The sequence below is a fragment of the Acinetobacter sp. P1(2025) genome (assembly GCF_051390655.1).
Taxonomy (GTDB): domain Bacteria; phylum Pseudomonadota; class Gammaproteobacteria; order Pseudomonadales; family Moraxellaceae; genus Acinetobacter; species Acinetobacter junii.
In genome coordinates this window covers 30374-54338 of record NZ_JBPKBJ010000010.1, presented here as the reverse complement: position 1 = coordinate 54338, position 23965 = coordinate 30374, and the positions used below count along the sequence as shown (strand labels likewise).

At 39.1% G+C, this 23965-nt stretch carries 23 protein-coding genes and 1 pseudogene; 8 read left to right on the top strand and 16 right to left on the bottom strand.

Features of this window, described 5'->3' with window-relative positions; translation table 11 throughout:
- Positions 1 to 16: 16 nt before the first annotated feature.
- The 3 genes from ACSC97_RS04485 to ACSC97_RS04475 form a co-directional block, all read right to left on the bottom strand.
- Positions 17 to 775 (bottom strand): energy transducer TonB, encoded by a 759-nt coding sequence (locus ACSC97_RS04485; RefSeq protein WP_436659506.1) that lies wholly within the window; start codon positions 773 to 775, stop codon positions 17 to 19.
- A gap of 233 nt (positions 776 to 1008) precedes the next feature.
- Positions 1009 to 1875, bottom strand: a complete 867-nt coding sequence (gene purU, locus ACSC97_RS04480; RefSeq protein ID WP_004916496.1) for a formyltetrahydrofolate deformylase — start codon at positions 1873 to 1875, stop codon at positions 1009 to 1011.
- A gap of 81 nt (positions 1876 to 1956) precedes the next feature.
- A complete protein-coding gene (locus ACSC97_RS04475) occupies positions 1957 to 2658 on the bottom strand; it encodes a TetR/AcrR family transcriptional regulator (RefSeq protein ID WP_129264075.1) in 702 nt (233 codons plus the stop codon).
- Positions 2659 to 2779: 121 nt separating this feature from the next.
- Here ACSC97_RS04475 and ACSC97_RS04470 point away from each other — a divergent pair, with 121 nt between their 5' ends.
- The 4 genes from ACSC97_RS04470 (at position 2780) to ACSC97_RS04455 (ending at position 6785) form a co-directional block, all read left to right on the top strand.
- On the top strand, positions 2780 to 4234 hold the full coding sequence (locus ACSC97_RS04470) for a coniferyl aldehyde dehydrogenase (protein ID WP_436659503.1): 1455 nt from the start codon (positions 2780 to 2782) through the stop codon (positions 4232 to 4234).
- A 168-nt stretch (positions 4235 to 4402) separates the two neighbouring features.
- Complete coding sequence (rpmB, locus tag ACSC97_RS04465; protein WP_004649871.1) at positions 4403 to 4639, top strand: 50S ribosomal protein L28; 237 nt, start codon at positions 4403 to 4405, stop codon at positions 4637 to 4639.
- 12 nt (positions 4640 to 4651) lie between these two features.
- The gene (gene rpmG / locus ACSC97_RS04460) at positions 4652 to 4807 is read left to right on the top strand and encodes a 50S ribosomal protein L33 (protein ID WP_003654787.1); all 156 of its coding nucleotides are present in this window, start codon (positions 4652 to 4654) and stop codon (positions 4805 to 4807) included.
- A 262-nt stretch (positions 4808 to 5069) separates the two neighbouring features.
- Positions 5070 to 6785, top strand: coding sequence for a cation:proton antiporter (locus tag ACSC97_RS04455; RefSeq protein WP_004916503.1), 1716 nt, complete (start codon positions 5070 to 5072; stop codon positions 6783 to 6785).
- 47 nt (positions 6786 to 6832) lie between these two features.
- On the opposite strand, the gene ACSC97_RS04450 is transcribed toward ACSC97_RS04455, so the two are convergent.
- The 10 genes and pseudogenes from ACSC97_RS04450 to ACSC97_RS04405 form a co-directional block, all read right to left on the bottom strand.
- Positions 6833 to 7111 (bottom strand): hypothetical protein, encoded by a 279-nt coding sequence (locus ACSC97_RS04450; RefSeq protein WP_004916505.1) that lies wholly within the window; start codon positions 7109 to 7111, stop codon positions 6833 to 6835.
- A gap of 116 nt (positions 7112 to 7227) precedes the next feature.
- Positions 7228 to 7731, bottom strand: coding sequence for a DUF6586 family protein (locus ACSC97_RS04445; protein ID WP_005403635.1), 504 nt, complete (start codon positions 7729 to 7731; stop codon positions 7228 to 7230).
- A 69-nt stretch (positions 7732 to 7800) separates the two neighbouring features.
- Positions 7801 to 8158, bottom strand: a pseudogene (locus ACSC97_RS04440) (ASCH domain-containing protein).
- 6 nt (positions 8159 to 8164) lie between these two features.
- Positions 8165 to 8410 (bottom strand): RNA recognition motif domain-containing protein, encoded by a 246-nt coding sequence (locus ACSC97_RS04435; protein ID WP_004916519.1) that lies wholly within the window; start codon positions 8408 to 8410, stop codon positions 8165 to 8167.
- 57 nt (positions 8411 to 8467) lie between these two features.
- Positions 8468 to 10447, bottom strand: a complete 1980-nt coding sequence (locus tag ACSC97_RS04430) for an ATP-dependent helicase (RefSeq protein ID WP_436659498.1) — start codon at positions 10445 to 10447, stop codon at positions 8468 to 8470.
- 122 nt (positions 10448 to 10569) lie between these two features.
- Entirely contained in the window at positions 10570 to 11142 is a 573-nt protein-coding gene (locus ACSC97_RS04425) for an HdeD family acid-resistance protein (protein WP_075696810.1), read from the bottom strand.
- A gap of 168 nt (positions 11143 to 11310) precedes the next feature.
- Complete coding sequence (locus tag ACSC97_RS04420; RefSeq protein WP_436659496.1) at positions 11311 to 12069, bottom strand: hypothetical protein; 759 nt, start codon at positions 12067 to 12069, stop codon at positions 11311 to 11313.
- A gap of 88 nt (positions 12070 to 12157) precedes the next feature.
- Positions 12158 to 14797, bottom strand: a complete 2640-nt coding sequence (topA, locus tag ACSC97_RS04415; RefSeq protein WP_436659493.1) for a type I DNA topoisomerase — start codon at positions 14795 to 14797, stop codon at positions 12158 to 12160.
- A gap of 33 nt (positions 14798 to 14830) precedes the next feature.
- Complete coding sequence (locus ACSC97_RS04410; RefSeq protein ID WP_004958841.1) at positions 14831 to 15280, bottom strand: hypothetical protein; 450 nt, start codon at positions 15278 to 15280, stop codon at positions 14831 to 14833.
- A gap of 148 nt (positions 15281 to 15428) precedes the next feature.
- Positions 15429 to 15791 (bottom strand): winged helix-turn-helix transcriptional regulator, encoded by a 363-nt coding sequence (locus ACSC97_RS04405; RefSeq protein ID WP_130575447.1) that lies wholly within the window; start codon positions 15789 to 15791, stop codon positions 15429 to 15431.
- A gap of 99 nt (positions 15792 to 15890) precedes the next feature.
- Here ACSC97_RS04405 and ACSC97_RS04400 point away from each other — a divergent pair, with 99 nt between their 5' ends.
- Positions 15891 to 16901, top strand: coding sequence for a zinc-binding alcohol dehydrogenase family protein (locus ACSC97_RS04400; RefSeq protein WP_436659516.1), 1011 nt, complete (start codon positions 15891 to 15893; stop codon positions 16899 to 16901).
- A 45-nt stretch (positions 16902 to 16946) separates the two neighbouring features.
- On the opposite strand, the gene ACSC97_RS04395 is transcribed toward ACSC97_RS04400, so the two are convergent.
- On the bottom strand, positions 16947 to 17192 hold the full coding sequence (locus tag ACSC97_RS04395; RefSeq protein ID WP_004916571.1) for a SlyX family protein: 246 nt from the start codon (positions 17190 to 17192) through the stop codon (positions 16947 to 16949).
- 32 nt (positions 17193 to 17224) lie between these two features.
- Between ACSC97_RS04395 and ACSC97_RS04390 the strand changes: the two genes are divergently transcribed.
- Complete coding sequence (locus ACSC97_RS04390; RefSeq protein ID WP_004916574.1) at positions 17225 to 19138, top strand: ATP-binding cassette domain-containing protein; 1914 nt, start codon at positions 17225 to 17227, stop codon at positions 19136 to 19138.
- A 53-nt stretch (positions 19139 to 19191) separates the two neighbouring features.
- Here ACSC97_RS04390 and ACSC97_RS04385 read toward each other — a convergent pair whose 3' ends face one another.
- Positions 19192 to 19734 carry a DUF4334 domain-containing protein gene (locus ACSC97_RS04385; RefSeq protein ID WP_168154510.1) on the bottom strand — a complete coding sequence of 181 codons (543 nt, stop codon included), beginning with the start codon at positions 19732 to 19734 and terminating at the stop codon, positions 19192 to 19194.
- A 208-nt stretch (positions 19735 to 19942) separates the two neighbouring features.
- On the opposite strand from ACSC97_RS04385, the gene ACSC97_RS04380 reads away from it, so the two are divergent.
- Positions 19943 to 20878, top strand: coding sequence for an LpxL/LpxP family acyltransferase (locus tag ACSC97_RS04380; RefSeq protein ID WP_099949236.1), 936 nt, complete (start codon positions 19943 to 19945; stop codon positions 20876 to 20878).
- Between the two features lie 42 nt (positions 20879 to 20920).
- Here the strand turns inward: ACSC97_RS04380 and ACSC97_RS04375 are convergent, their stop codons facing one another.
- Positions 20921 to 22567 (bottom strand): PT dipeptide repeat lipoprotein, encoded by a 1647-nt coding sequence (locus tag ACSC97_RS04375; RefSeq protein ID WP_436659488.1) that lies wholly within the window; start codon positions 22565 to 22567, stop codon positions 20921 to 20923.
- A 133-nt stretch (positions 22568 to 22700) separates the two neighbouring features.
- Here ACSC97_RS04375 and ACSC97_RS04370 point away from each other — a divergent pair, with 133 nt between their 5' ends.
- A complete protein-coding gene (locus tag ACSC97_RS04370; protein ID WP_436659486.1) occupies positions 22701 to 23945 on the top strand; it encodes a cupin-like domain-containing protein in 1245 nt (414 codons plus the stop codon).
- Positions 23946 to 23965: the final 20 nt, after the last annotated feature.

The following is a 23965-nucleotide window of genomic DNA, read 5'->3' as shown; positions in this document are numbered from 1 at the left end:
CAAGGACTCAAATTGATTAAGGATTAAACTCAAACGGTTGCTCTGTTTTAATCGGGTAAGCAACGCCATTTTCCATATACGGTTTAAATTTAGCATTTCGCACTGCACGTAATGCTTTTTCATCTAAATTCGGTAAGCCACTACTACGGGTAATACGTGCCGTAGTCACTCGACCTTTCTCATCAGCTTCAATATACACCGTAATCAAACGAGTCTGATTTTCTAAATCTCTCGGGGTAAATGAAACTTTTGGCGAACGGCTCCATTGAATACCAGCACCTCCAATTGAAACACGTTTTGGTGATGGGTCAGCCGCAGGTTGTGGTTTCACAACTTCTTGAACAGGTTGAGGCTTTTCAACCACTTTTTCTGTTACGACAGTACTGACAACTTTCGTTTCAATCTTAGGTTCGACTTTCGGTTCTGTTTTCTGAATCACTTGTTTTGGTGTTTCAGTTTTGACTTGCTGAACTTTTTCAACTTTTTTAGGCGGTGGAGGTAAAGGTTTATCAACAACCTTGACTTCTTTCACCTCTTTTTTAGGTTCAGGTTTTGTTTGTTCTTTCGGTTTAGGTAATTCAGGCTGTGTGACTTCTTTAATCTTAACAAACTTTACTTTTAAAGGCTCTTTTTCAATTGGTCGCAGTTCAATCGTTTTCATGTGACTCACCGCCCACAAAACGCCAGCGTGTCCAATCACAACTGCAACAAGAGCAGCGATGACTTTCTTTTTCATCGAATAAGGTGCGTTGAATGTAGCAGGAGATTGACTCATAAGAATCTAAGTACCTAATAGATGATGATACTTTCGAAAAAGCGATTTCAATCATCGGATAGAACAATAAAAGTGCCGTAATAATAAATGAGAAGTGTTTTCATTTGCAACTATTTTTTTGTGAATCTGCCGATTAGCTCACAACAAATCACCCACAAAAACCAATGTTATAACATTACAATAAATACATAAAAAAAAGCACGCGTTTATGCATGCTTTATTTTTTAATTTATTTATTGAAAAACAACAGTTTTATTGCCATCAACAATAATACGATCTTCTAAATGCCATTTGACCGCACGGGCCAACACATTACGTTCAACGTCTTCACCAAGCTCACGTAATTGTTCGACGTTATAATCGTGGCTTACACGTTCAACGTCCTGCTCAATGATTGGTCCCTGATCAAGATCAGCTGTTACATAATGCGCAGTTGCTCCAATCAGTTTCACCCCTTTTTCATATGCTTGTTTATATGGGTTTGCGCCCACGAAAGCAGGTAAGAATGAATGGTGAATATTGATGATCTTCATTTCCCATTGAGCAACAAAATCTTCGCTTAAGATCTGCATATAACGGGCTAAGATTAATAAATCGTTGCCCTGCATCATGTCATTGATCTGTGCATAAGCTTCAACTTTATTGTCTTTATTCACTGGCACAACGTGAAATGGGATACCAAAGTTTTCAACAGCATCACGCAAATCAGGATGGTTTGAAATGACTTGAGTAATTTCACATGGCAATGATCCACGTGCATGACGCCATAAAAGCTCTAATAAAGCATGATCAACTTTTGAAACCAAAATACCAACTTTCTTCAATTCATTTACAAAAGTCAGTTTCCACTGCATCTCATAACGTTCAGCAACGTTAGCAGCAAAGGTTTGCATCAAGGCTTCTTTACGAGATTGCAAATGATCAAGTTCAAATTCAACACGCATAAAATAACGTCCGCCCTGAGCTTCTGTCGCGTATTGATCAAGTGCGGTAATGTTTGCTCCCTGATGATACAAAAAGCTCGATACAGCTTGCACGATTCCCGGCTTGTCTTCACAAGTAATCAGTAAACGTGCTGTATTGGCAGTGGTCGTGTTCATGTGGTTAATATCACTTATTCAAATCAAATTAAAATCAAGCCGAGCATTCTAGCTCTTTTTTGCGTCTGACTAAATACCTGATCACGACTCATCGTCATTTTTAAGGTTGGATAAACTTGCAAACAAATCGGATGGACCAAGTGACTGGAGCAACTGTTCATAAGTTTGACGACTTTCACCCATTAAATATGGTCCTTCTAAAAACACCATCTGTCTCAATGCTTGCCAAACCCACTTTTCTTCTAAGTGTGTGTTATCACTAATATACCCAGACATGTACAAGAAGTTAGTCCAGTTGGTAAGAACGATCCACAAGTTAATAATCAATGCCTCAATTTCAGAATCGGTCATCTTCATCAAACCAGCATCCACAAAGGCACGATAAATCTTTTGCCCTTGCTGCATCACTTGCCCTGCAAATCGCGGGTAGATTTTTCTAAAGTCTTCATTATTTTCTACAAGATGATAAACATCACGATGAATAAAGCGATAAGCCCAAAGTTGGTTGCTCAACACCTGAAAATAACTAATTTTATCGTTTGCATTGAGTGGACGATCAACGGGTAAGGCTAACATTTCCAATGTCTCAGCCTGATATTGCTGAGCCAACTCTTTAATAATTTCTTGTTTATTACGAAAGTGATAATACAAGTTGCCAGGGCTAATCCCCAGCTCAGCCGCAATATGGTTGGTTGTAACCGAACGCTCTCCACGCTCATTAAACAACTGCAAACTGATTTGCAAAATTCTATCTTTAGTTTTGTTCGGTTTAGCGTGCGACATCGTTTTTAACCATCTATAACATTATCAATAGGTTATAAAGCAAACTCATAAAGCGACTTGACACTTTAGAGTATTTACTCTAAAAATTAAAAAATAATAAGCTTTATTTTGGTCCACTCCTATGAACAGTCAAACAAAAACAACCGCTATGACACCTCATGTTGATGTAAAACGGCTACATGATTTGCTTGATCAGCAAAAAGCAGCTTACCAACGCCATCCTGTACCAAGTGCCAAAGAACGTATTGAACGTTTGGCTCGACTTAAAAATATCTTGGTAAAATATCAAGATCAATTTGCTAACGCAATTAATCAAGATTATGGCAATCGTGCGGTAATGGAAACCAAAATTGGTGAAGTTCTTACATGTTTGGAACACATCAAATATTACAGCAAGAATTTAACAGAATGGATGAAACCATCTAAGCGTCATATCAGCATGTTACACCAACCAGCAAAAGGTTGGGTAGAATATCAACCATTGGGCGTGATCGGTGTTATTGCGCCATGGAACTACCCGTTATTGCTTTCAGTTGGTCCTTTGATTTGTGCATTGGCAGCGGGTAACCATGCCATGATCAAAATCTCAAGTGCATCATCAAACTTTGGTTATGTTCTTGAAAATGCTTTAGCAGAGGCATTTCCACAAGAGTTAGTTGCTGTTGTAAATGGTGGCGGTGTTATTTCTGATGCTTTCAGCCATCTACCATTTGATAAAATGATTTTCACAGGTTCTACATCTGTTGGTAAAACAGTGATGGCAGCGGCAGCTGAAAATCTAGTTCCTGTGATTTTAGAACTTGGCGGTAAATCACCAGCTCTCGTTCATTCAGCAATGAACATTCGTGATGTAGCTCAACGTATCGCTGTTGGTAAACTTTGGAATGCGGGTCAAACTTGTGTTGCTCCAGACTATATGTTCTTACCTAAGGGCAAGACTGAAGAGTTTACAAAGCACTATAACGACTTTGTGAACACAATGTACCCAACCCTTCGTGATAATAAAGATTACACCTCTATTATCAATGACAAGCAATACAATCGTCTGCAAAGCTACTTAGAAGATGCACGTGACCAAGGCGCAACCATTGTTGAGTTGAACACGAAAAATGAATCTTTAACTGACGTTCGTAAGATTGCTCCAACATTGGTTACTGGTGTAACAACTGAAATGCAAATCATGAAGAATGAAATCTTCGGTCCAATCTTACCTGTTCTAGAATATGAACATATTGAAGATGCGATTCAGTTCATCAATAACCATCCACGTCCATTGGCATTCTATTATTTTGATATTGATAATGCTCGTGCTGAATACGTAGCAAGTCGCACGCACTCTGGGCATTTTGGTATTAACCAAACACTGACCCACGTTGCACAAGATGATCTTCCATTTGGTGGCGTTGGTGCATCAGGTATGGGCAAATATCATGGTAAAGAAGGTTTCTTTAGCTTCTCTCATGAACGTTCAGTCATGTCGAATCCTGTAAGCCCTAAACTTTATAGCTTGAAGTTCATCCTTCCACCGTATAATAAAGCGATGCATAAAGTGCTTTTAAAAACACTATTCCGCTAAGCTGATCAAGGCATGATCTATCACACTAGATCATGCTCTGTTTTTACCAAATTCGCTTGTCTTTTAATCGTATTTTTGGTATAAAACGCCCCTTGAATGATTTCATCCGTTTACTTGAATGGCTAGTTGCACGAAACGGTGCTGTATAAACTAGCAATGGAGTTCACCATGTCTAAGGTTTGCCAAGTTACCGGCAAGCGTCCTATCGTTGGTAACAACGTATCGCACGCAAACAACAAAACCAAACGCCGGTTCGAGCCGAACCTGCACCACCACCGTTTTTGGTTAGAAAGCGAAAAGCGTTTTGTACGTCTTCGTTTAACCACTAAAGGTATGCGTATTATTGATAAATTGGGTATCGAGAAAGTTGTTGCTGATCTCCGTGCTCAAGGTCAAAAGATCTAAGGAGTCTGAACAATGCGTGATAAGATTCGCCTCGTTTCTACAGCTGGTACAGGTTATTTCTATACCACTACTAAAAACAAACGTACTATGCCGGAAAAAATGGAAATCAAAAAATTTGATCCAAAAATCCGTCAACACGTAATTTTCAAAGAAGCTAAAATTAAATAATTTTAGTTCTTTAAAAAAAACGACTTCTCATGAAGTCGTTTTTTTTACTTTAAATTTCCTATCTTTTAAGATTTCTTTCTCTCACTGTATAAATGCGCTAGGCTTTAGAAAGTGTTACAGCAATTTACATAATTTTTTTTGATAAATAAAAAAATTATCATCAACAAATTCGATTTTAATTGCTAAAATTTTAAGCTACTTGCTTTGGCATTTTTTATGCTTATTTTATTTTGACCTTAACCGCAACGATTAAGGAGCTTCGATGCCACATGATGTTGATTTAATTATATTACTTGCTGTTGGCTTTGGTATGGCTCTTATTTTTGGCTATATCGCAGCACGTTTACGCCTACCTCCTTTGATCGGTTATTTAATTGCGGGCATTATCATTAGCCCAAATACACCAGGTATCGTCGGTGACATTCATCTAGCCAACCAGCTTGCAGAGCTAGGTGTTATGTTTTTGATGTTTGGTGTAGGAATGCACTTCTCCCTTAACGATCTATTACAAGTTCGACGTATTGCTTTACCTGGGGCTATTCTTCAAATCGCTGTCGCTACCCTCTTAGGTATGGGAGTTTCAATGCTCTGGGGCTGGGGTTTTGGCTCAGCACTCATTTTTGGTTTAAGTCTTTCCTGTGCCAGTACGGTTGTATTATTAAAAGCCCTAGGGGATCGTGGTTTACTTGATTCTGTTAATGGAAAAATTGCTGTCGGTTGGCTATTGGTTGAAGACCTTGTCATGGTCTTGGCTTTAGTGTTGTTACCTGCAACTGCAGTTTTACTGGGCGGGCATGCATTACCCAACACAGATCCATCTCAAAGTATTTGGGTCACGATTGGTATTACTTTACTAAAAGTCACAGGCTTTATTGCATTTATGTTGATCATCGGCAAACGACTAGTTCCGATGATCATGCAGTTTGTCGCTCGTTTGGGTTCTCGTGAGTTATTTACGCTTACGGTAGTTGCTGCTGCAGTTTCAATTGCATATGGCTCTTATGCTGTATTTGGCGTTTCTATGGCACTCGGTGCGTTCTTTGCAGGAATGGTGGTTAAAGAGTCTGACTTTAGCCATCGTGCTGAAGAAGAAACCCTTCCGCTACGTGAAATTTTTTCAATTTTATTTTTTGTTTCCGTTGGAATGCTCTTTGATCCAAGAATATTGGTCGAAGAACCACTCCATATCTTGGCTGTTGTCGCAATCATCATGGTCGGTAAAACATTAGCTGCCATGGCATTGGTTTTATTCTTCCGTTATCCAATCAATACTGCATTGACTGTCGGTGCAAGTTTGGCACAAATCGGAGAATTCTCTTTCATTTTAGCGACGCTAGGTTTAGCTCTAGGATTACTCACCCCTGAGGCGCAAAACCTCATTCTTGCAGGTGCATTATTTTCAATTACACTTAATTCTTTTGTGTTTTCTGCAATTGAACCTGCGCAGCGTTGGATTCGTGAGCGCTCACATTTAGCCCGTCTACTAGAGCGTAGTGGTGACCCATTAGCAATGTTACCTGACGAAGTTGACCAATCCTATCTTCGTGATCAGGTGGTGATCATTGGCTATGGTGGTGTTGGACGTCGTATCAGTGAAAATCTGATTGAGCAGAACATCAAAGTCGTTATTGCCGAAGAAAATCGTGAGATTGTTGAGAAGTTACGTGCCAGTGGTATTGCAGCCGTGAGTGGTGAAGCCACTGAACCAAATGTATTGATCCAAGCGCATATTCAACATGCACGTTTATTGGTGATTTCACCAATGGATATCCTCGACATTCATCGAATTGTCGATATCTCAAAACAGCTAAATCCTGAGATACAGGTATTAATCTGTGCCGAGAGTAAGGAAGAAGCCGCTGTTATCCGTGAGGAAAATATTGGTGAGGTATTCTACGCAAAAGAAGAAATGGCAAAGAATATGAGCCATCATATTTTGAATCAGATCGAGCTTGCACATCAACCAAATGCTCATTGATTATTTGGTCATATAAAAAAGCGTACTCAAGGTACGCTTTTTTATTATTAGCTTAAATGTTTAGGTTTTTCATCAACGACTTCAGCTTGCCACTGATTCATTTGTTTCTCTAATAAACCAAATAGAGCTGCTTGAATCATATGTTGTGCCACAAGAGGTGTTTGATCACCTAAGATCGCTTTTACTTCTTCACTGAACTGAATTTTTACAAGAGGTTCATTTTCTGAACCTGCATTACGTAAAGCAAGCTCACCACCTTCGAGTTGAACCAATTCAAGAATCGCTTCCTGACTACCAAATAATTCTTTTAACTGTTGCATAGACATCTATTTTCTCCATGATTCAACATGGTGGCAAAGCACCCTTGCACTTTACAATCTCACGTCTTACTTATATAGGTACGGCGTGCTTAGATTTCAAGTCAGTAACGATCTTGCTGGAGTTAGAATTCAACCATTTCATTACGAAAACCATCGATCAAATGACTCAATTCACGATGCCATTCTCGGAGAATCTTTGAATCTGGCAACCACGCTTGAGGACTTTGAGTGACTTTAATAATCAGGTTTGAAGATGTTTCACTTTCTGGCTCAGGAGAAGTTGGTTCAGGCGCGTATTGGCACATGCGATAAGCACGTTTTAACTCAGCAATGAACCCATCTTTGGCCAATTGCTGCAATACAGCAACCTCTGGAGAAACTTGACCTTTATCAGCCATGTGTTCTTCAATTGATTTAAATGTTGGTTGCATATCATTGAGACGATAATAGCGAACCAATTCTTGCAAAAATGCCAAAATTACACCATGCAAATGAAAAACTGCTGCTTCGCGATGTGCCTGTGCTTGTTGGATATTGTCAGTTTGCTCTGCTTGTTGACATGCGAGTCGAGCAAAATAGAGTTTTTGATTGGTACGATCGGCATGATAGCGAGCAACACGAGACATAATAAATCCCTATTTTCATTTAAAACGAAAACTGATTGTAAAGCGTATTGGAGATGAAAAAAATAGCACTTATAGATTCAATTCAAGACGATAAAGTTTTCGTTTCGCAATTGCTTCAATTGGTTGCTTTAAAGGACGTACATTTGAAATAACCCAAGCGAAATATCCATCCGCCCAATCAGTTGCACAAGCTGCATCAATTTCTTGAGCTAACCAAGGATGTACTGACTCGATATCGATTAAAGCCACTACTTTGCCCATCTCTTCATCGCCATCATTATTCAAAAAGTGCGTGTTCTCAACAATCACTAAATCTTTAAGCGGTAATTTCTCAGGTCGCCACGAGCGAACCTCTAAGGTCTTTGCCTTGTACAATTCGCTCAGCATTTTGAGCAACAATCGATAAGACTTGATATTGCTTTGTCATTAAGGATTAAGCTTTATCTTCAGCTATTTTTACACGAATCCCAAGACCTTTGAGTTTTAATGTATTTAGCCCTTTCACGGCTTTAATCGCTTCGCGTGGATTTGGCATTTCAACAAAACCAAAACCTTTGGATTTACCAGTCTCAGCATCTTTGACTACAACACAAGAATCGACTTTGCCATAAGCTTTGAATAAGTCGAGGATTTCTGCGTCTGTCACCAAACGATCTAAATTGCGAACTAAAATTTTCATGTTAAAACCTAGAGATGATTCACCATGAAGTGAATCAAAAGAAAGAATCACTCTAGTTTAATCGAAATCTATGCCAAAACCTAAATTGATTGTGCTTGAGCGAGCACGATTCGTTTGCCCATATGCACGAGGAATGTCACGATGGATTTGAATATCCACTAAATGTTGAGGTAAATCATTTAGAAAGTAGCTTTCTATTTTTCTACCCAATTCATCATATTGATCTTGTGACCATAAATTTAAATTTTGTTTGGTTAAAATCAACTCATTTTCTGCACGCGTCAATGCGACATACAAAACACGTCTCTCCTCTTCGACATCGTCAAAATCACCCTGCGCCCGTGCATGTGGATATTGATTGGGAGATACATGTGGAACATAACAGACTTTTTGTTCAGCTCCTTTTGCAGAGTGAATCGTAATCAAAGTCACTAAGTCTTGATCGGGTGTCTTGTCAATTTCTGATATCGAAATTGGGTCAAGTACATATTCTTCTAAAAATTCACCAAGTGAATGATGCTTACGTGCTAATTGTTTCACCAAATCAAAATCTTTGACTCTGCGTGACCAATCTTTGGTTTTGTAGTTATTTTCTAATTGCTCATTTAAAGCATCCAAAGCTAAGCCGATACAAGCTTCCACATGCTGCTGTAATACATCTAATTGCATCAAGATCAAAATCGCTTGTTGTGGCACTTTGCCATGTCGTTCTAATCGCTGACAACGTGCTTCGATATCAGGCAACTGAATGAGCTCTTGTGCTAATTTACTTGCTCCAACATCACCTACACCATCCCAAAGCGTCAAAAAGCGCATCCAAGCTAAATCATCCTGTGGATTGACACTGACGCGAAGCAAACTTAAAACATCTTTGACATGAGCAGATTCAAGCAACTTGACACCACCGATAAATCGATAAGGAATATTCGCCGCAATCAAAGCCCCTTCCAAATACCGCCCGCTAAAACCTGAACGTAATAAAATCATATGTTCTGCCCAAGCAGCACCCTGCGAATGCCGTTGATTTAGATCTTGAACAATCCAATTGGCTTCTTCAAACTCATTACTCAGGATATGCAATTGTGGTTTTAAACCATTTCCTCGATAGGCTTGTAAATGCTTGTCATAACCAATTTGGCTTTGCTCAAGTAACCAATTGGATAAATCTAAAATACCTTGGGTCGAGCGATAATTCATTTCTAAAGTCAATACTTCAGCATCTGGTACACGCTCTTTAAAGTGATGAATATTTTCAAAATCTGCACCACGAAAACCATAAATAGATTGAGCATCATCCCCAACACAAAATAATTTCACCTTACCTACCAAAGGTTGCAATAAAGCCCATTGCAGTGGATTAGTATCCTGCATTTCATCGACTAACAATGCTGCACAGAAACCCGTCACCCACTTCACCAACTCAGGTGAGTTTTGTAAATGCACCGCCACAATCGAAAGAATGTCGTCATAATCGAGGAAATTACGCTCTTGCTTGCGCTGCTCATAGGCTTTCATCAACTCGGCGATTTGCGACTTATACTCTACAGCTTGCGGTAATTGCTCGAATAAAGCATCAGATAATTTGGTTTTCGTGTTCCGTGCATAAGAATATAAATCACATAATTCAGCAGCTTTTGGCAACACATTACCTTTATCCTTACCACGCAATAAGCGGAACATCAGCAATTGATCATCTCGATCAATGATACTGAATTGGGTCAAACCAAAAGCGCGTGGATTACGGCGTAAAAGATACATACAAAAGGTATGAAATGTTGAGGCACGTAAACCTTTGGATTGTGCCCCCATATGTTGTTCAACTCGCGTAACAATCTCACTGGCAGCTCGCCGGGTAAACGTTAGAATTTGGATCTGCTGTGCAGGTAAACCTTGATCAATTAAATATGCTGCTCTAGCTACAATCGTTTTAGTTTTTCCACAACCCGCCCCTGCTAAAACTAAACAGTTATGCGCAACCGTAGTGGCTGCTTGTTTTTGTTGAGGGTTGAGTTCATCAATTAGCTTGGCGAGCGTCATAAAATTGGTCAATCAGAAATTAAAGGCTATTTTAGCAGACTAAAACTGCATCGCGGTTTTCAACTATAAAACAAAAAGAGCATGTATCAACATGCTCTCAATATTTCAATAATTGTCGAATGTTAAATCACAGTTGAACTGTGTGGGAGCTGTTTGATTGCACTTGCAAAAGTTAAATAATTAATCCCTTGGAAAAGGATATCAATCGCGAGAAACATACCAAGTACCCAAAATGGCGAATCAGGTGACGATAGAATGAGAATACCTGTTAAAAGTGTTAATACACCTGAAAACAACACCCATCCCCAACCTGAGATAGGTCTTAATATAAAGGCATTAACACTGCGTATAATCCCAGCAATAATCAATGCGATTGCCAATAAATTGGTCAAAACCACTGCCGTAATCACGGGCGTAGTAAAAGCAAAATAACCAGCTGCAATATACAAAACGCCGAATAATGCCCACAACCACCGTGTCCCACCCTGAAAGACCATAAATGCAGCGATAAAATGTAAAATACCACCGAGCATCATAAGGACACCAAAAAGAAGGACCGCTGATAATGTTGCAAAAGGCAGTGCAGCTAAAAGAACCAAACCAAAAATAATCAATAAGACACCTAATAACAGATACCATTTACGATCAGCGTGTAGCTGATTGCGAATCAGATCGTTACCCACCGTTTTCATCATTATTTACTCTTTTATCATCAATGTTATAGCTCTATTCTGAGCGTGTTCCATACATGATATTGTATAAAGCATGTTGAGAAATAATGACCGAATGTCAGGAAATCACGCTTTTTATTACATTGATCTTTTTATTTGATTGGTATGGATAAGTCAGAACTTATCCACAGATTATTGAACCCATCCTATTTCTTTTGCTGTGAGCAGACTAATGACTGTTTGTTCTAAATCATTCGGCATTTTACTTTTATGCTCTGATAAAGGGATTCTCCCCCCCATAATTTCGGCTTCAGTTTGAGGATATAAGGGTCTTTTCTCGTATTGAGCATAGCCAATTGGAAAAAGTGGTTCGCCATTGGCTAAATTATATTTATCCGTAGCACCAAAGCCATGAAGCAACTCATGTACGAGCACAACATTATTCTGTCTTTCTTGCTTATGAGCTGCGAATAAATTGACTGAGCCAATACGACCTCGCTCAAGCGCAGTCGAGTGTTTTAACTCTTTTGTATTTTTTGGTTCATAATAATTCAAATACAAAGTTAAACTTGGAGAACCATCTATTGATTCATGTTGTTTCCAAGCATAGAAACGAAACTTTAAACTCCACAATATATTATTGATAACACTTGGTTGTTCAGGTGTCTTAGGTGGTATTTGTTGTAATTCACGTCCTATCTGAACCATAAAATAACTACTTTGCCCACGATATTGTTGACTATTTTTTTCTAAATACCGTTTGACCTCATAGAAATCATCTAGCTGTAATTCATGGATATATTTTTGAGTAGAGGGTAAGCCATCAGCGTTGATGGGATGTAGCAGAATATTGATCGGTTGGTTCCAGTCTTGATTCTGATCACGATATGCATTAATTGCTACAATCAATAAAACAACTAAAAGACATGCAACCCTAATATTTTTCCACATGTGCGCCCCAAAAGTTTTAAGATTTAATTGATTATTTTGTTTATATAAAAAATGCTAGCGAGTGCTAGCATTTTTCGAAATGAATTATTTAAGCTTCAACCCATTTTCCATTCTGGAATACTAGACTCCACTTGGTTTGCTTACCTTCCGCAGTTTCAGAACCAACATACTGCTCTTGATTCTTACGGCTAAATTTAACAACTGTCGGATTACCTTCAGGATCAGTATCAGGAGCTTGCAGTAAGAATTGATATTTTGGATCAAGTTGTTCAGCTACGCTACGCAATTCAGATACTTTTGGTGCACGCGTTTCACGAATTTTCGGGAATTTACTTGCAGCTAAGAATAAACCAGCAGCGCCATCACGCAAAACGAAGAAATCATCATGCTTCGTTGAACGTAGATGCTCCATTTTGATTGGGTCTACACGTGGTGGAGCAGGTTGACCACTCTTGAGTACCTTACGAGTATTGTCACAGCTAGTACATGCGAAATATGGACCAAAACGACCTGTTTTAAGCTGCATCTCACCATCACATTTATCACATGGGATAGTCGGGCCATCATACCCCTTGATCTTGAATTCGCCTTCTTCGACTTCATAACCATCGCAATCAGGGTTGTTACCACAAACATGTAATTTGCGACCACCATCCACGACATAGCTGTCCATCGCAGTACCACATTTTGGACAACGGTGTTTTGACATCAAATCAGCAGTTTCAGCACCATCATCATCCGATAACGCAGCTAATGATTCGACTGGCGTAAGGTTTAAAGTACCTTTACAACGTTCTTTCGGTGGCAGATTGTATCCTGAACAGCCCAAGAATACCCCTGTCGTCCCTGTGCGAATTTGCATTGGACGAGAACATTCAGGACAAGCAACATCAGATACTTCAATAGGCTGATTGCGACGCATACCGTCTTCGCCTTGCGCATTGGTCAGGCGCTTTTTGAAGTCACCGTAGAATGTATCTAGTAGCTCTTTCCAGTTACGCTCACCTGTCGCGACTTTATCGAGCTGACCTTCCAAATCCGCGGTAAAAGCATAGTTCATCAAATTATTAAAACTTTCATCGAGACGATCCGTCACGATTTCGCCCATTTTCTCAGCAAAGAGACGGCGATTTTCAAGTTTCACATAACCACGTTCTTGAATGGTTGAAATGATCGCTGCATAAGTAGAAGGTCGACCAATACCTTTCTTCTCTAATTCTTTAACTAAAGATGCTTCAGTAAAACGTGCAGGTGGCTTAGTAAAGTGTTGACTAGGATCAAGTTTTTCTAATTTGAGTACTTCACCCACTTTTACAGCCGGTAACAATACATCATCATCAGATTTATTCGCACCGCGAACTTTGGTAAAACCATCAAAAACAAGGGTACGACCTTTGGCTTTTAATTCAACATTTGCAGCTTCAACAGTTAAGGTTGAAGACAAATATTCAGCAGGTGTCATTTGGCAAGCCACAAATTGACGCCAAATCAAATCATACAAACGTTGTGCATCACGTTCTACACCAGCAAGTTTATCGCCAGTGAGTGCTACATCGGAAGGACGAATTGCTTCATGGGCTTCTTGTGCCCCTGCTTTATTACCATAACGATTTGGTTGAGCAGGCAAATACTTGTCACCAAAGTTTTGCTGGATATGGTTACGAACCATATTCACTGCATCGTCGCTCAAGAAAGTGGAGTCAGTACGCATATACGTAATAAAACCACCTTCATACAATCGTTGCGCTAACATCATGGTTTTCTTAACAGAGAAACCTAAACGCGTACTTGCTGCTTGCTGTAAAGTTGAAGTGATATAAGGTGCACTTGGATTTACCTTTGTCGGTTTATCTTCACGCAACGCAACTTTATATTCAGCATCTTTCAAAACACTTAATAGTGCATCTGTTTCAGCTTTATTCTTGAGCTTAAGTGTCTTGCCAGCTTGTTTAACAGCTTCTAGACGAATGTCTTCTTTTTTAGACATCGTGTCAGCAAATACTTGCCAATATTCTTCTGGAATAAAGGCTCGAATTTCACGTTCACGTTCAACCACAAGTTTTACAGCAACAGACTGAACACGACCTGCAGATAAGCCACGGGCAATCTTTTCCCAAAGCAAAGGCGATACCATAAAACCAACTACACGGTCGAGGAAACGACGTGCTTGCTGTGCATTCACTCGATTTAAATCAAGACGAGTAGGCTGTTTAAAAGCTTCTTGGATCGCATTTTTAGTAATTTCGTTAAATACCACACGGTGATAGCGACTATCGTCACCACCTATCACTTCTCTTAAATGCCACGCAATTGCTTCTCCTTCTCTATCCAAGTCCGTTGCGAGATAGATTGCATCAGCATCTTTGGCAAGTTTTTTTAGTTCAGCAACAACATGCTCTTTGCCAGGCAACACTTCGTAGTGTGCGACCCAATCATGCTCGGGATCAACGCCCATACGATTAATAAGTGCAGACTGAGCTTTTTCAGCTTTTTGTTCTTCAGTTAATTTAGTACGGGTTGCAGGCTTCTTTTCAGTTGTTTTTGCTCCCCCGCCTGTTGGTAAATCACGTACGTGACCAACAGATGACTTCACAATAAATTGTGAACCTAAATATTTGTTAATGGTTTTCGCTTTTGCAGGCGACTCCACAATCACTAAGGCACGTTTAGTTGCAGCAGAGTTAGAAGCTGCTGTGCTTTTGGAAGCAGAGCGTGGAGTATTCGCCATAATGAATCGTTTTTCCTATGATCAATCAATAAATTAGCGTTGTGCTAGTTCGTGTAAATAAACTTTTATATCTTCAAGCTGAGTGGCTCTGAGATCAGTTTCCTCATCCCAATACAGTCCCACACAGTTTGCCTGCATATCAATAGCATAAACTCCTTTTAATGCAATGGGTAAGTCATTAAATTTCTGATCACCCTGCACAACCTGAAGCTTGCCATCAACAACTCTTGCACGCATAAGTGCCAAGCGAGCATCTGGAATAAGCACACTATAATAAGCAACCATACTGGCGCGTTTTTCTGATGCCATTGGAATTTTCGTCCACTCAGGCGCAACGATGAGTCGTGGGTGTAATCCCATTTTGCGAGCTTGATCGCGCATTAAACCGAGTGCTTTTTCTCTTGGACTCACACGTAAACCAAAAATAGAGCCAAGTACAAATAGTACAATGGCAACAGTTATCCAAATTCCAACATTACTCATTAAAGGTGCCCAAAACTTCCTTTTATTAGCGTTACATAAGTTGAATGAAAAAGGCAAGTTACAACATGCAAATAATACTGAATTCATTTTCCCAGTATTTAATGATCTAGTTATAAAAATGTTCTCAACGTTTAATTCAGTCTAAATCTTATTCAATCAAAGATAATTTACCAAATCGATCTAAATGAGCATCTCCCCAAGTTTTTAGAGCAATTAAGATTTGCTCTAAACCATGACCTAGTTCTGTCAAACTATATTCAACTTTTGGAGGTACTTGAGGATAGACCTCACGATGGATAATGCCATCTTGCTCCAGCTCTCGAAGCTGATTGGTCAACATTCTTTGCGTGATACTTGGGACTCGTTTACGAATTTCATTAAAACGCAAAGTTCCCTCATTAAGTAGATGCCATAAAATCACGGTTTTCCATTTCCCATCAATTAAGCTAATTGCTGCTTCAACTGAACAACCAGGAGAACAATCAAAACTCGAATGTCGAACTTTTGCCATTTTACAGTATCCTTTTTGACACTATGAGCGATATTTGTCTGTAGTCACAAGATTTTATCTTAAGCTATGCTCAAACTCCTATCAAGCGGAAGAAAGATGATGAAAGCTGTAGCATATCAACAAGCAAACGCAATAACTTCAAATCCAACACTGGTCGATATTGAAATCCAACCTCCTATTGCTCAGGGATATGACCTATTGGTTCGAGTTCAGGCAATTTCTGTAAATCCAGTTGACACCAAAATCCGTAAAAATGTAAGTGCTGAACCTGATCAATGGAAAGTCTTAGGTTGGGATGCTGTTGGTATTGTAGAAGCTATCGGAGATAAAGTTTCCAATTTTGAAGTAGGTGATCAGGTTTGGTATGCAGGTGCACTAAATCGACAAGGTAGTAATAGTGAGTTTCAATTGGTCGATGAACGTATTGTAGGACATAAACCTAAATCCTTAAACGCTGAGCAAGCAGCAGCGCTCCCTTTAACAACCATTACAGCATGGGAAATGCTATTTGATCGATTACAGATTCCAAAAGTTGCCGCAGATAATACAACTATTTTAGTGATCGGCGGTGCAGGTGGTGTTGGGTCAATTACAATTCAACTTCTCAAGCAATTGACTAACTTAACTATTATTAGCACTGCTTCTCGTTCCGACACAAAAGCTTGGGTTGAACAACTTGGTGCAGATTATGTATTAGATCATCGTCAATCTTTAGCTGAACAAATCAAGCTATTAGACCTCACTGCTCCAAAGTATGTTTTTTCGACCACTCAAACTGATCAACATCTTGCAGACATCGCTGAATTGATCGCACCTCAAGGACACTTTGGTTTAATTGATGACCCTGAAACACTGGATATCAAAATATTTAAATCAAAATCCGTTTCAGTTTATTGGGAGTTTATGTTTACACGATCAATGTTTGAAACTGAGGATATGATGAAACAAAGCGAACTATTGAATCAGGTAGCTCAACTAATCGATGATGGGCAAATTAAAACCACGGTTAGTCAAGTTTTATCACCGATCAATGCTACGAACTTAATAAAAGCACATCAACAAATTGAAAGTGGTTCAACCAAAGGGAAAATCGTTTTACATGGTTTCTAAACCACTAAAAATTAGTTTCATGGTAAGCCTTCCACTTACCATGAATTAATAATGTGGTGGTTTGTTACTCATTGGATCAAACGGTGCAATCCCTTCTGACAAATCTGAAGACTCAACGCGTTGGTATAAAAGCTGCATTTGTTTCTTCAAAACTGCAATTTCTTGTGTCTGAATTGCGAGCTGTTGATTGAGTTGCTCAACTAAATCGTCTAAAAATGCAATTCGCACTTGCAAATCTTCAATGGGTGCGGACAATGACGCGTGATCATCAAAATTTTGTTGTTTAGTCATTTCAGACCTCATCTGAGCTTTTAGGAAACATTATGGCCTATATTACTTTAAGGGATGTCCATCTCGCATTTGGCGGACCAGCCCTACTCGACGGCGCGAACTTTAACCTAGAACGTGGTGAACGAGTCTGTTTAATCGGTCGTAATGGTGAAGGTAAGTCTACTTTACTTAAACTGATTGAGGGAAGCTTATTACCCGATAGTGGTGAAGTTTCGATTCAAAATGGCTTAACTGTTTCTATGTTAGCCCAAGATGTTCCAATGGATTCAGGCAAAGTTGCCGACATTGTGGCGGATGGTGCGGGTGAAGCCGCAAGTGTCTTAAAAGAATATCATGAGGCAAGTGATGCTTGTGTGCTAGGTGATATGGATGCCTGCGACCGTATGGGTATGCTGCAGCATAAGCTAGATCAGTTAGATGGCTGGGCATTAGAAAATAAAGTAAATACTATTTTGGGTAAAATGGGACTCGACCCAAATGCAGATTTGGCTGACCTATCAGGTGGTCGTAAACGTCGTGTACTATTGGCGCGCGCGCTACTCACTCAACCAGATGTTTTATTACTCGACGAACCGACCAACCATTTGGATGTGGAAAGTATTGAATGGTTAGAAAAATTCCTATTAGATCAAAACAATCTCACGCTTTTATTTATCTCACATGACCGTTCATTTGTAGATAGTATTGCGACCCGTATTGTTGAACTTGATCGTGGTATTCTGCGTGGCTATGAAGGTAACTATTCACGTTACTTAGAACTTAAAGCTCAGCAAATGGAAGCTGAAGAAAAGCAGAATGCTTTATTTGATAAAAAACTTGCTGAAGAAGAAGCTTGGATTCGTCAAGGTATCAAAGCACGTCGTACCCGTAATGAAGGTCGTGTTCGTGCTTTAAAAGCTTTGCGTGAAGAATCTAAAGCTCGTCGCTTCCAACAAGGTAAAGTTAGCATGGCGACACAAGAGGCTAACCGTTCAGGTAAGTTGGTCTTTGAGATAGAGAACTTAAGTGTTAGCTATGATAGTAAACCACTCATTAAAGATTTTTCTGCAATCGTATTACGTGGTGATCGTATCGGTTTAGTCGGTGATAATGGTGTCGGAAAAACCACACTCATCAAAGCGATTCTAGGTGAAATCCAACACGGCGGTTCGGTTAAAACGGGTACACAACTGGAAGTTGCTTATTTCGATCAACTTCGTAATGCACTCGACCTCGAAAAAACCGTTATGGCGAACGTGTCGGAAGGCTCAGACTTTGTCGATGTGAATGGTAACCGTCGTCATATCTATAGTTATTTACAAGACTTTTTATTCTCACCTGAACGTGCACGTACACCTGTGAAAGCTCTTTCTGGTGGTGAGCGTAACCGAATTCTGTTGGCAAAACTTCTACTTAAACCATCAAACTTAATTGTGATGGATGAGCCAACCAATGATTTGGATATGGTGACACTTGAGTTGCTTGAAGAAATGTTGTCTGAATATAAAGGCACTTTGTTACTCATCTCGCATGACCGTGCATTTATGGACAACGTCGTCACCTCAACTTGGGTGTTCGATGGAAAAGGTAATATTGATGAATACATTGGTGGTTACCAAGACTACTTGGAGCAACGACCAGATCAGAAAGTCGTTGATCAAAAGAGTGATGTAAAAAAGGCACAAGCCAAGGCTGAAGCTGCTGCATTGGCTGCCGCAACTCCAACGCCAAAGAAAGTGAAGCTAAGCTATAAAGATCAACGTGAGCTTGAGCAACTTCCTGCTGAAATTGAGAAATTAGAAGCAGAACAAACTGAACTTTCAGAGAAACTAGCGGATGGTTCATGGTTTGTGAGTGATGCCAATGCAGCGACTTTAGCCAGCCAACGCTTAGCTGAAATTGATGAGTTATTGCTTGAAAAATTAGAGCGTTGGGACGTATTAGAAAATCTTAGCAAAGGTTCATAATACATTTCACAAGCCCAATCTTCAGGACATTACATAATAATTTGAAGATTGGGCTATTCCCATAGATGTTTACTTCCCTCTTCTCGTATAAGAATAAAAAAATAAGGCTGAGCTTGATCTTTTAAATCCATCCACCCAAGCACTGTATTTTGATCAATACGCCTAAAAACATCATGAATCGGCTTTTCATCATAAATCATGGTGGCAGATGATTTACCTCTAAACTCAATCATCCTTAATCTTGCTTTACTTTTATCTGTTTTGAGTAATCTCAACCCTCTCACCAGATACTTACTCTTACTTTTTAAAAGGCTTAAATCTAAACCTAATGGCAACCATTTCGGATCAATACTAAATAAGTTGGAACTTTTTGGGTTCAGTAAAACCAGTGGAAATACTGTTTCATCGTCTATAAATTTTTTCCCGTACCAATTTGCTTTATCCAACAGACCATTCATTGGATGACCAGTGATGACTTCTAAACCTTTCCATTGACCATGCATAAACTCGCAATCAATACTCTCTAAATGATCAAAATAATTTATCATTTCCTGAGTATCCATTTTCTTGCCATCAAATATTTCTGAAATATTCATCTGTCTTTTTACCTTAATTATTTTAGCTATCCCTACAATCAATCTATTAAATAACTGATTTTTTTTATACAGCACTTCAATAGAGTAAAAATCAACCACCATTCTATGATTTTTATTGTCAATACAACAAACCTCCTAGAACAATTATTAGAAAAGCAACTTCGTGTTACACTTCGCAAAAATTCAACTTATTTACGCATCTAAGTCTATGAGCCAACAACAGTCTTATATTCCTGGCGAATTTCGATGGGAATTTTTACTTCCAAAATACTGGAAAATTTGGATCGCCATTATTTTCCTTATGCTTTTGGCTATCCTGCCTTGGGCAATTCAATGGCGCTTAGCACATGGACTAGCAGCATTATGTTGGTATCTATTAAAATCGCGTCGTAAAACCACGCTAAAAAATTTAGAAGTTTGTTTTCCTGAATGGTCGCCTGCCGAAGTTGAAGCTCAAGCCAAACAGGTGTTTGTCGACATGATGTTAGGTGTGTTTGAAACTCTAAATGCGTGGTATTGCCCACATTGGTTTAAAGGTCGACATAGCATAGAAGGCTTAGAGCATATCCTTGATGCCAAAGCCCAAGGTAAAGGCATATTGTTACTCGGCACACACAGTACCTTGCTTGATGCGGGTGGTTATATTTGTGCTCAATACTTTGAACCCGATGTTGTTTATCGACCACAGAATAATCCAATGTTGGATATGTTGATTTATCGTTGTCGAGCGACTATTTATCAACAACAAATTGATCACGATGATATGCGAGGCTTAGTACGTCGTTTAAAAGATGGCGGTGCTATTTGGTATAGTCCAGATCAAGATTTTGGTTTAAAACAAGGTGTGATGGCTCCCTTTTTTGGTGTGCCTGCTGCAACCGTGACTGCGCATCGTCGTTTATTAAAAATCTCTAAGTCCGTTGCAATTCCATTATATTTTTACCGTTATGGTGATGTCCGCAATCCACAATATAAAGTACTCATCGAACCAATCGTCGAAAATATGCCAAGTGAAGATGAAGTAGATGATGCGATTCGTGTAAATAAAATTATTGAGGCTCAACTACGTATTGCACCGACACAATGGATGTGGTTTCACCGTAGATTCAAAACTCGAGCAGAAGGTTACGAAAAAATCTATTAGACATAAAAAAATCTGTGTCCGAAGACACAGATTTTTTGCTTATTAAGGTAGTGGTCGATTTACAAAAATTGTTTTAATGTTTGATGAAGATGTGATGCCACCTTCTGCTAATACAGAACGACCATCCAATAAATGCCATCCCAATAAACCTTGATGTGTAATACGCTCATCCATCAAACTAGTTGTGTCACCACTATCTAATACGCTGTTTTCAAATACTTTGTATTGAATAGAAGTAGCTAAGTTTGGTTGAGTACTGTCTTTTTCAAATACAAAACCAACTTGACCATTTGGCAATTCGAGTTCAAAACGATAGGTAAAGCCCTGAGCCTTTTGTGCATCTAGAATCGCTTGAACTTCGCTCGCTTTAGCATTCGATGTTGAGGCAATCCAACGATATTGATAAGTTCCATTATGGACATTGCTATTACTACAAGCAAAAGCAAACTGAGATCCGTAAATATATTCAGCGAAGAAGATTCGACAACCTTGACCACCGAATTGATTTGCAACACCTTCCCACAGAGCTTTATCTCGTACTGATGATTCAGTTACTTCTTTAGTCGTGATTGCGTATACAGCTGTATCCCCAACACGTTTCTCAAAAATATTATTGTAGAGAGATGGATTGCTATCAGCAAGTCGAACGACTGCTTGTTGTTTAAATAAAAAGCCTAATGCTGCTTGTTGAACAATTTGTGTTTTCCATAGTGAATAACGTGCGCTTGCTGTGGCAGCCGCACCATCAAGGACTTTATATTGATATTTTAATGCCGTTGTCGCGTTATCTTTAACATAGAGGTTTCGATCATCACGTGCGTCAATATATAACTCAAATGATGCTGTCGGTGACGTTGTTCGGGTATCAAAATTTGCTAAGTTCAGACGATAGCCCGCATTTGCCTGTGCATCTAATTGTAATTGTAATTTTTGTAAGCTCGGCTGAACATCTGCCAATATGCCTTTAGATGAAGATACGAAAGTCGTTGGTGCTTTTCTTTGGAAACGTTGAATTGATGATTTCTTCCAACAGAGCTGTGTTGTATTTAAGTTTATTGATTGAACAGTACGATCAATTTCACTGCCTACTGGATTCGAAATATTTTCTAACAAGCAGAACGTGTTTGCATCTCTAAAAGCTACAACCCCCTGTTGACCTGATGCGGAGCTACGACTACGTATCGTTGCGATGTGGTATTTGGTTAAATTAGCAGTGATTTGATTCCCCATATTTTCAACCACAATTCCTGTAGCAGGCCCACCATCCAAAGCTAGATCACCCTTCACTGCTCCTGCACATTGAGGTTCTGTGTATTGTTCACTATCCACAACCATATCAAATGAATTTGTCCCAGTTCGATAATTTTCAACAACTAATCGATAAGCCCCAAATGATGAGTTATTACAAAAGGTCGATTCCCATGTTCCTGCTAAAGCTTGCGCAGGGGTTGGAGTCGGTGTAGGTGTCGGAGTTGGCGTCGGTGTCGGAGTTGGCGTCGGCGTTGGTGTTGGTGTCGGCGTTGGCGTCGGCGTTGGTGTTGGTGTTGGTGTCGGCGTTGGCGTCGGCGTTGGTGTTGGTGTTGGTGTTGGTGTTGGTGTTGGTGAATTATTAGATGAAGAGCTTCCGCCACATCCAACTAAAGCTACACAAGTAACGCTTAAGGCAAGTTGAGTCCATATATTTTTCATGATTTCACCCTCTGTGTGAATTTTTCACATATAATACATGTGAAAATTTAACACTTTTCTGCTTGAGTGCAAATATTTTTATGCTTAAATTAATAACAGAAGGTCAAATCTTTGGATTAACAGGTTAAAAAGTATGGATGCACAAATTAATTTAATTAATCAATTCAAAGCATTGCCAAAAAATTGGAATGATTGGTTATTAGAAAATTTAGAACGCGGCTGTAATCCAGATGATTTAGCTAAGATTTTGCTACAAGAAGGTTTAATTGATTTAGATAAGGTTGGTTTTGAAAGCAGTAATCAATATTCACAAAACTACGCTTGGCTCGAACAACTTATTGCTAAAAAACATGATTACATCTCAAACAATTTAAATGCTCATCAAAAAAAATGGATTGCTGAAGCTGTGCTAGAAGAAAAATCCAAAGTCGAGATCTACCAGACACTTAAAGCACAAGGCTTAAATGAAATTGATATTGCAGCAGAGATCGTTGAGTTAAATCAGAATCCCTATTTTCAAATCGCTCAACAACAGCATTTTTTAGTCAAAAAACGAGATTGGTTATTGGATACTCTTGATCGTTATGCACGACTCCATACTGATTACTTACAAGTAAAACGAATTTCCACACCAAATTTTGAACAGTTTATTCAAGATTATTACAGCAGAAATCTACCTGTAATTTTTAACAATGCGATTGATCATTGGAGTGCTCTAAAGCAATGGTCTCCACAATATTTTAGAGACAAAATCGGTCATCAAAAAATTGAGGTTCAATTTAATCGAGAGCAAGATCCATTATTTGAGCGGAACTCTATTCAGCATAAAACCCAAATGAGCATGAATGATTATGTTGATTTGATTGAACAAAATCCATATTCAAATAATTTTTATATGACTGCAAATAATGCAAAAGCCAGTCAATCTAGTTTGTCTGAACTCTTTAAAGATATTGGCGACTTTCACAATTACACTGATCACAGCCAAGTTTTTGAACGAAGTTTTATTTGGTTTGGTCCTAAAGGTGCTTTCACGCCATTACATCATGATTTAACTAATAACTTTCTGGTTCAAATCTATGGTAGAAAGAAAGTCACTTTGATACCCGCAATGCAAGTGCCTCATTTATACAATGATGTTGCGGTGTTTAGTCAGATCGCAGATCCTCATCAACCTCATATCACAGAACAATTTCCTGATCTAAAACATTGTTCAAAAATTGAATGTATCTTAAATCAAGGTGATTCTTTGTTTATTCCAATAGGCTGGTGGCATTGTGTAGAAAGTCTAGATGTCTCCATAAGTGTATCTTTTACTCATTTTAATCTTGATAATGGCGGGGCTAAGAAATTCCCCCAATCCACTCATCATGATTGAGTTTAAGAAATAACTAAAGC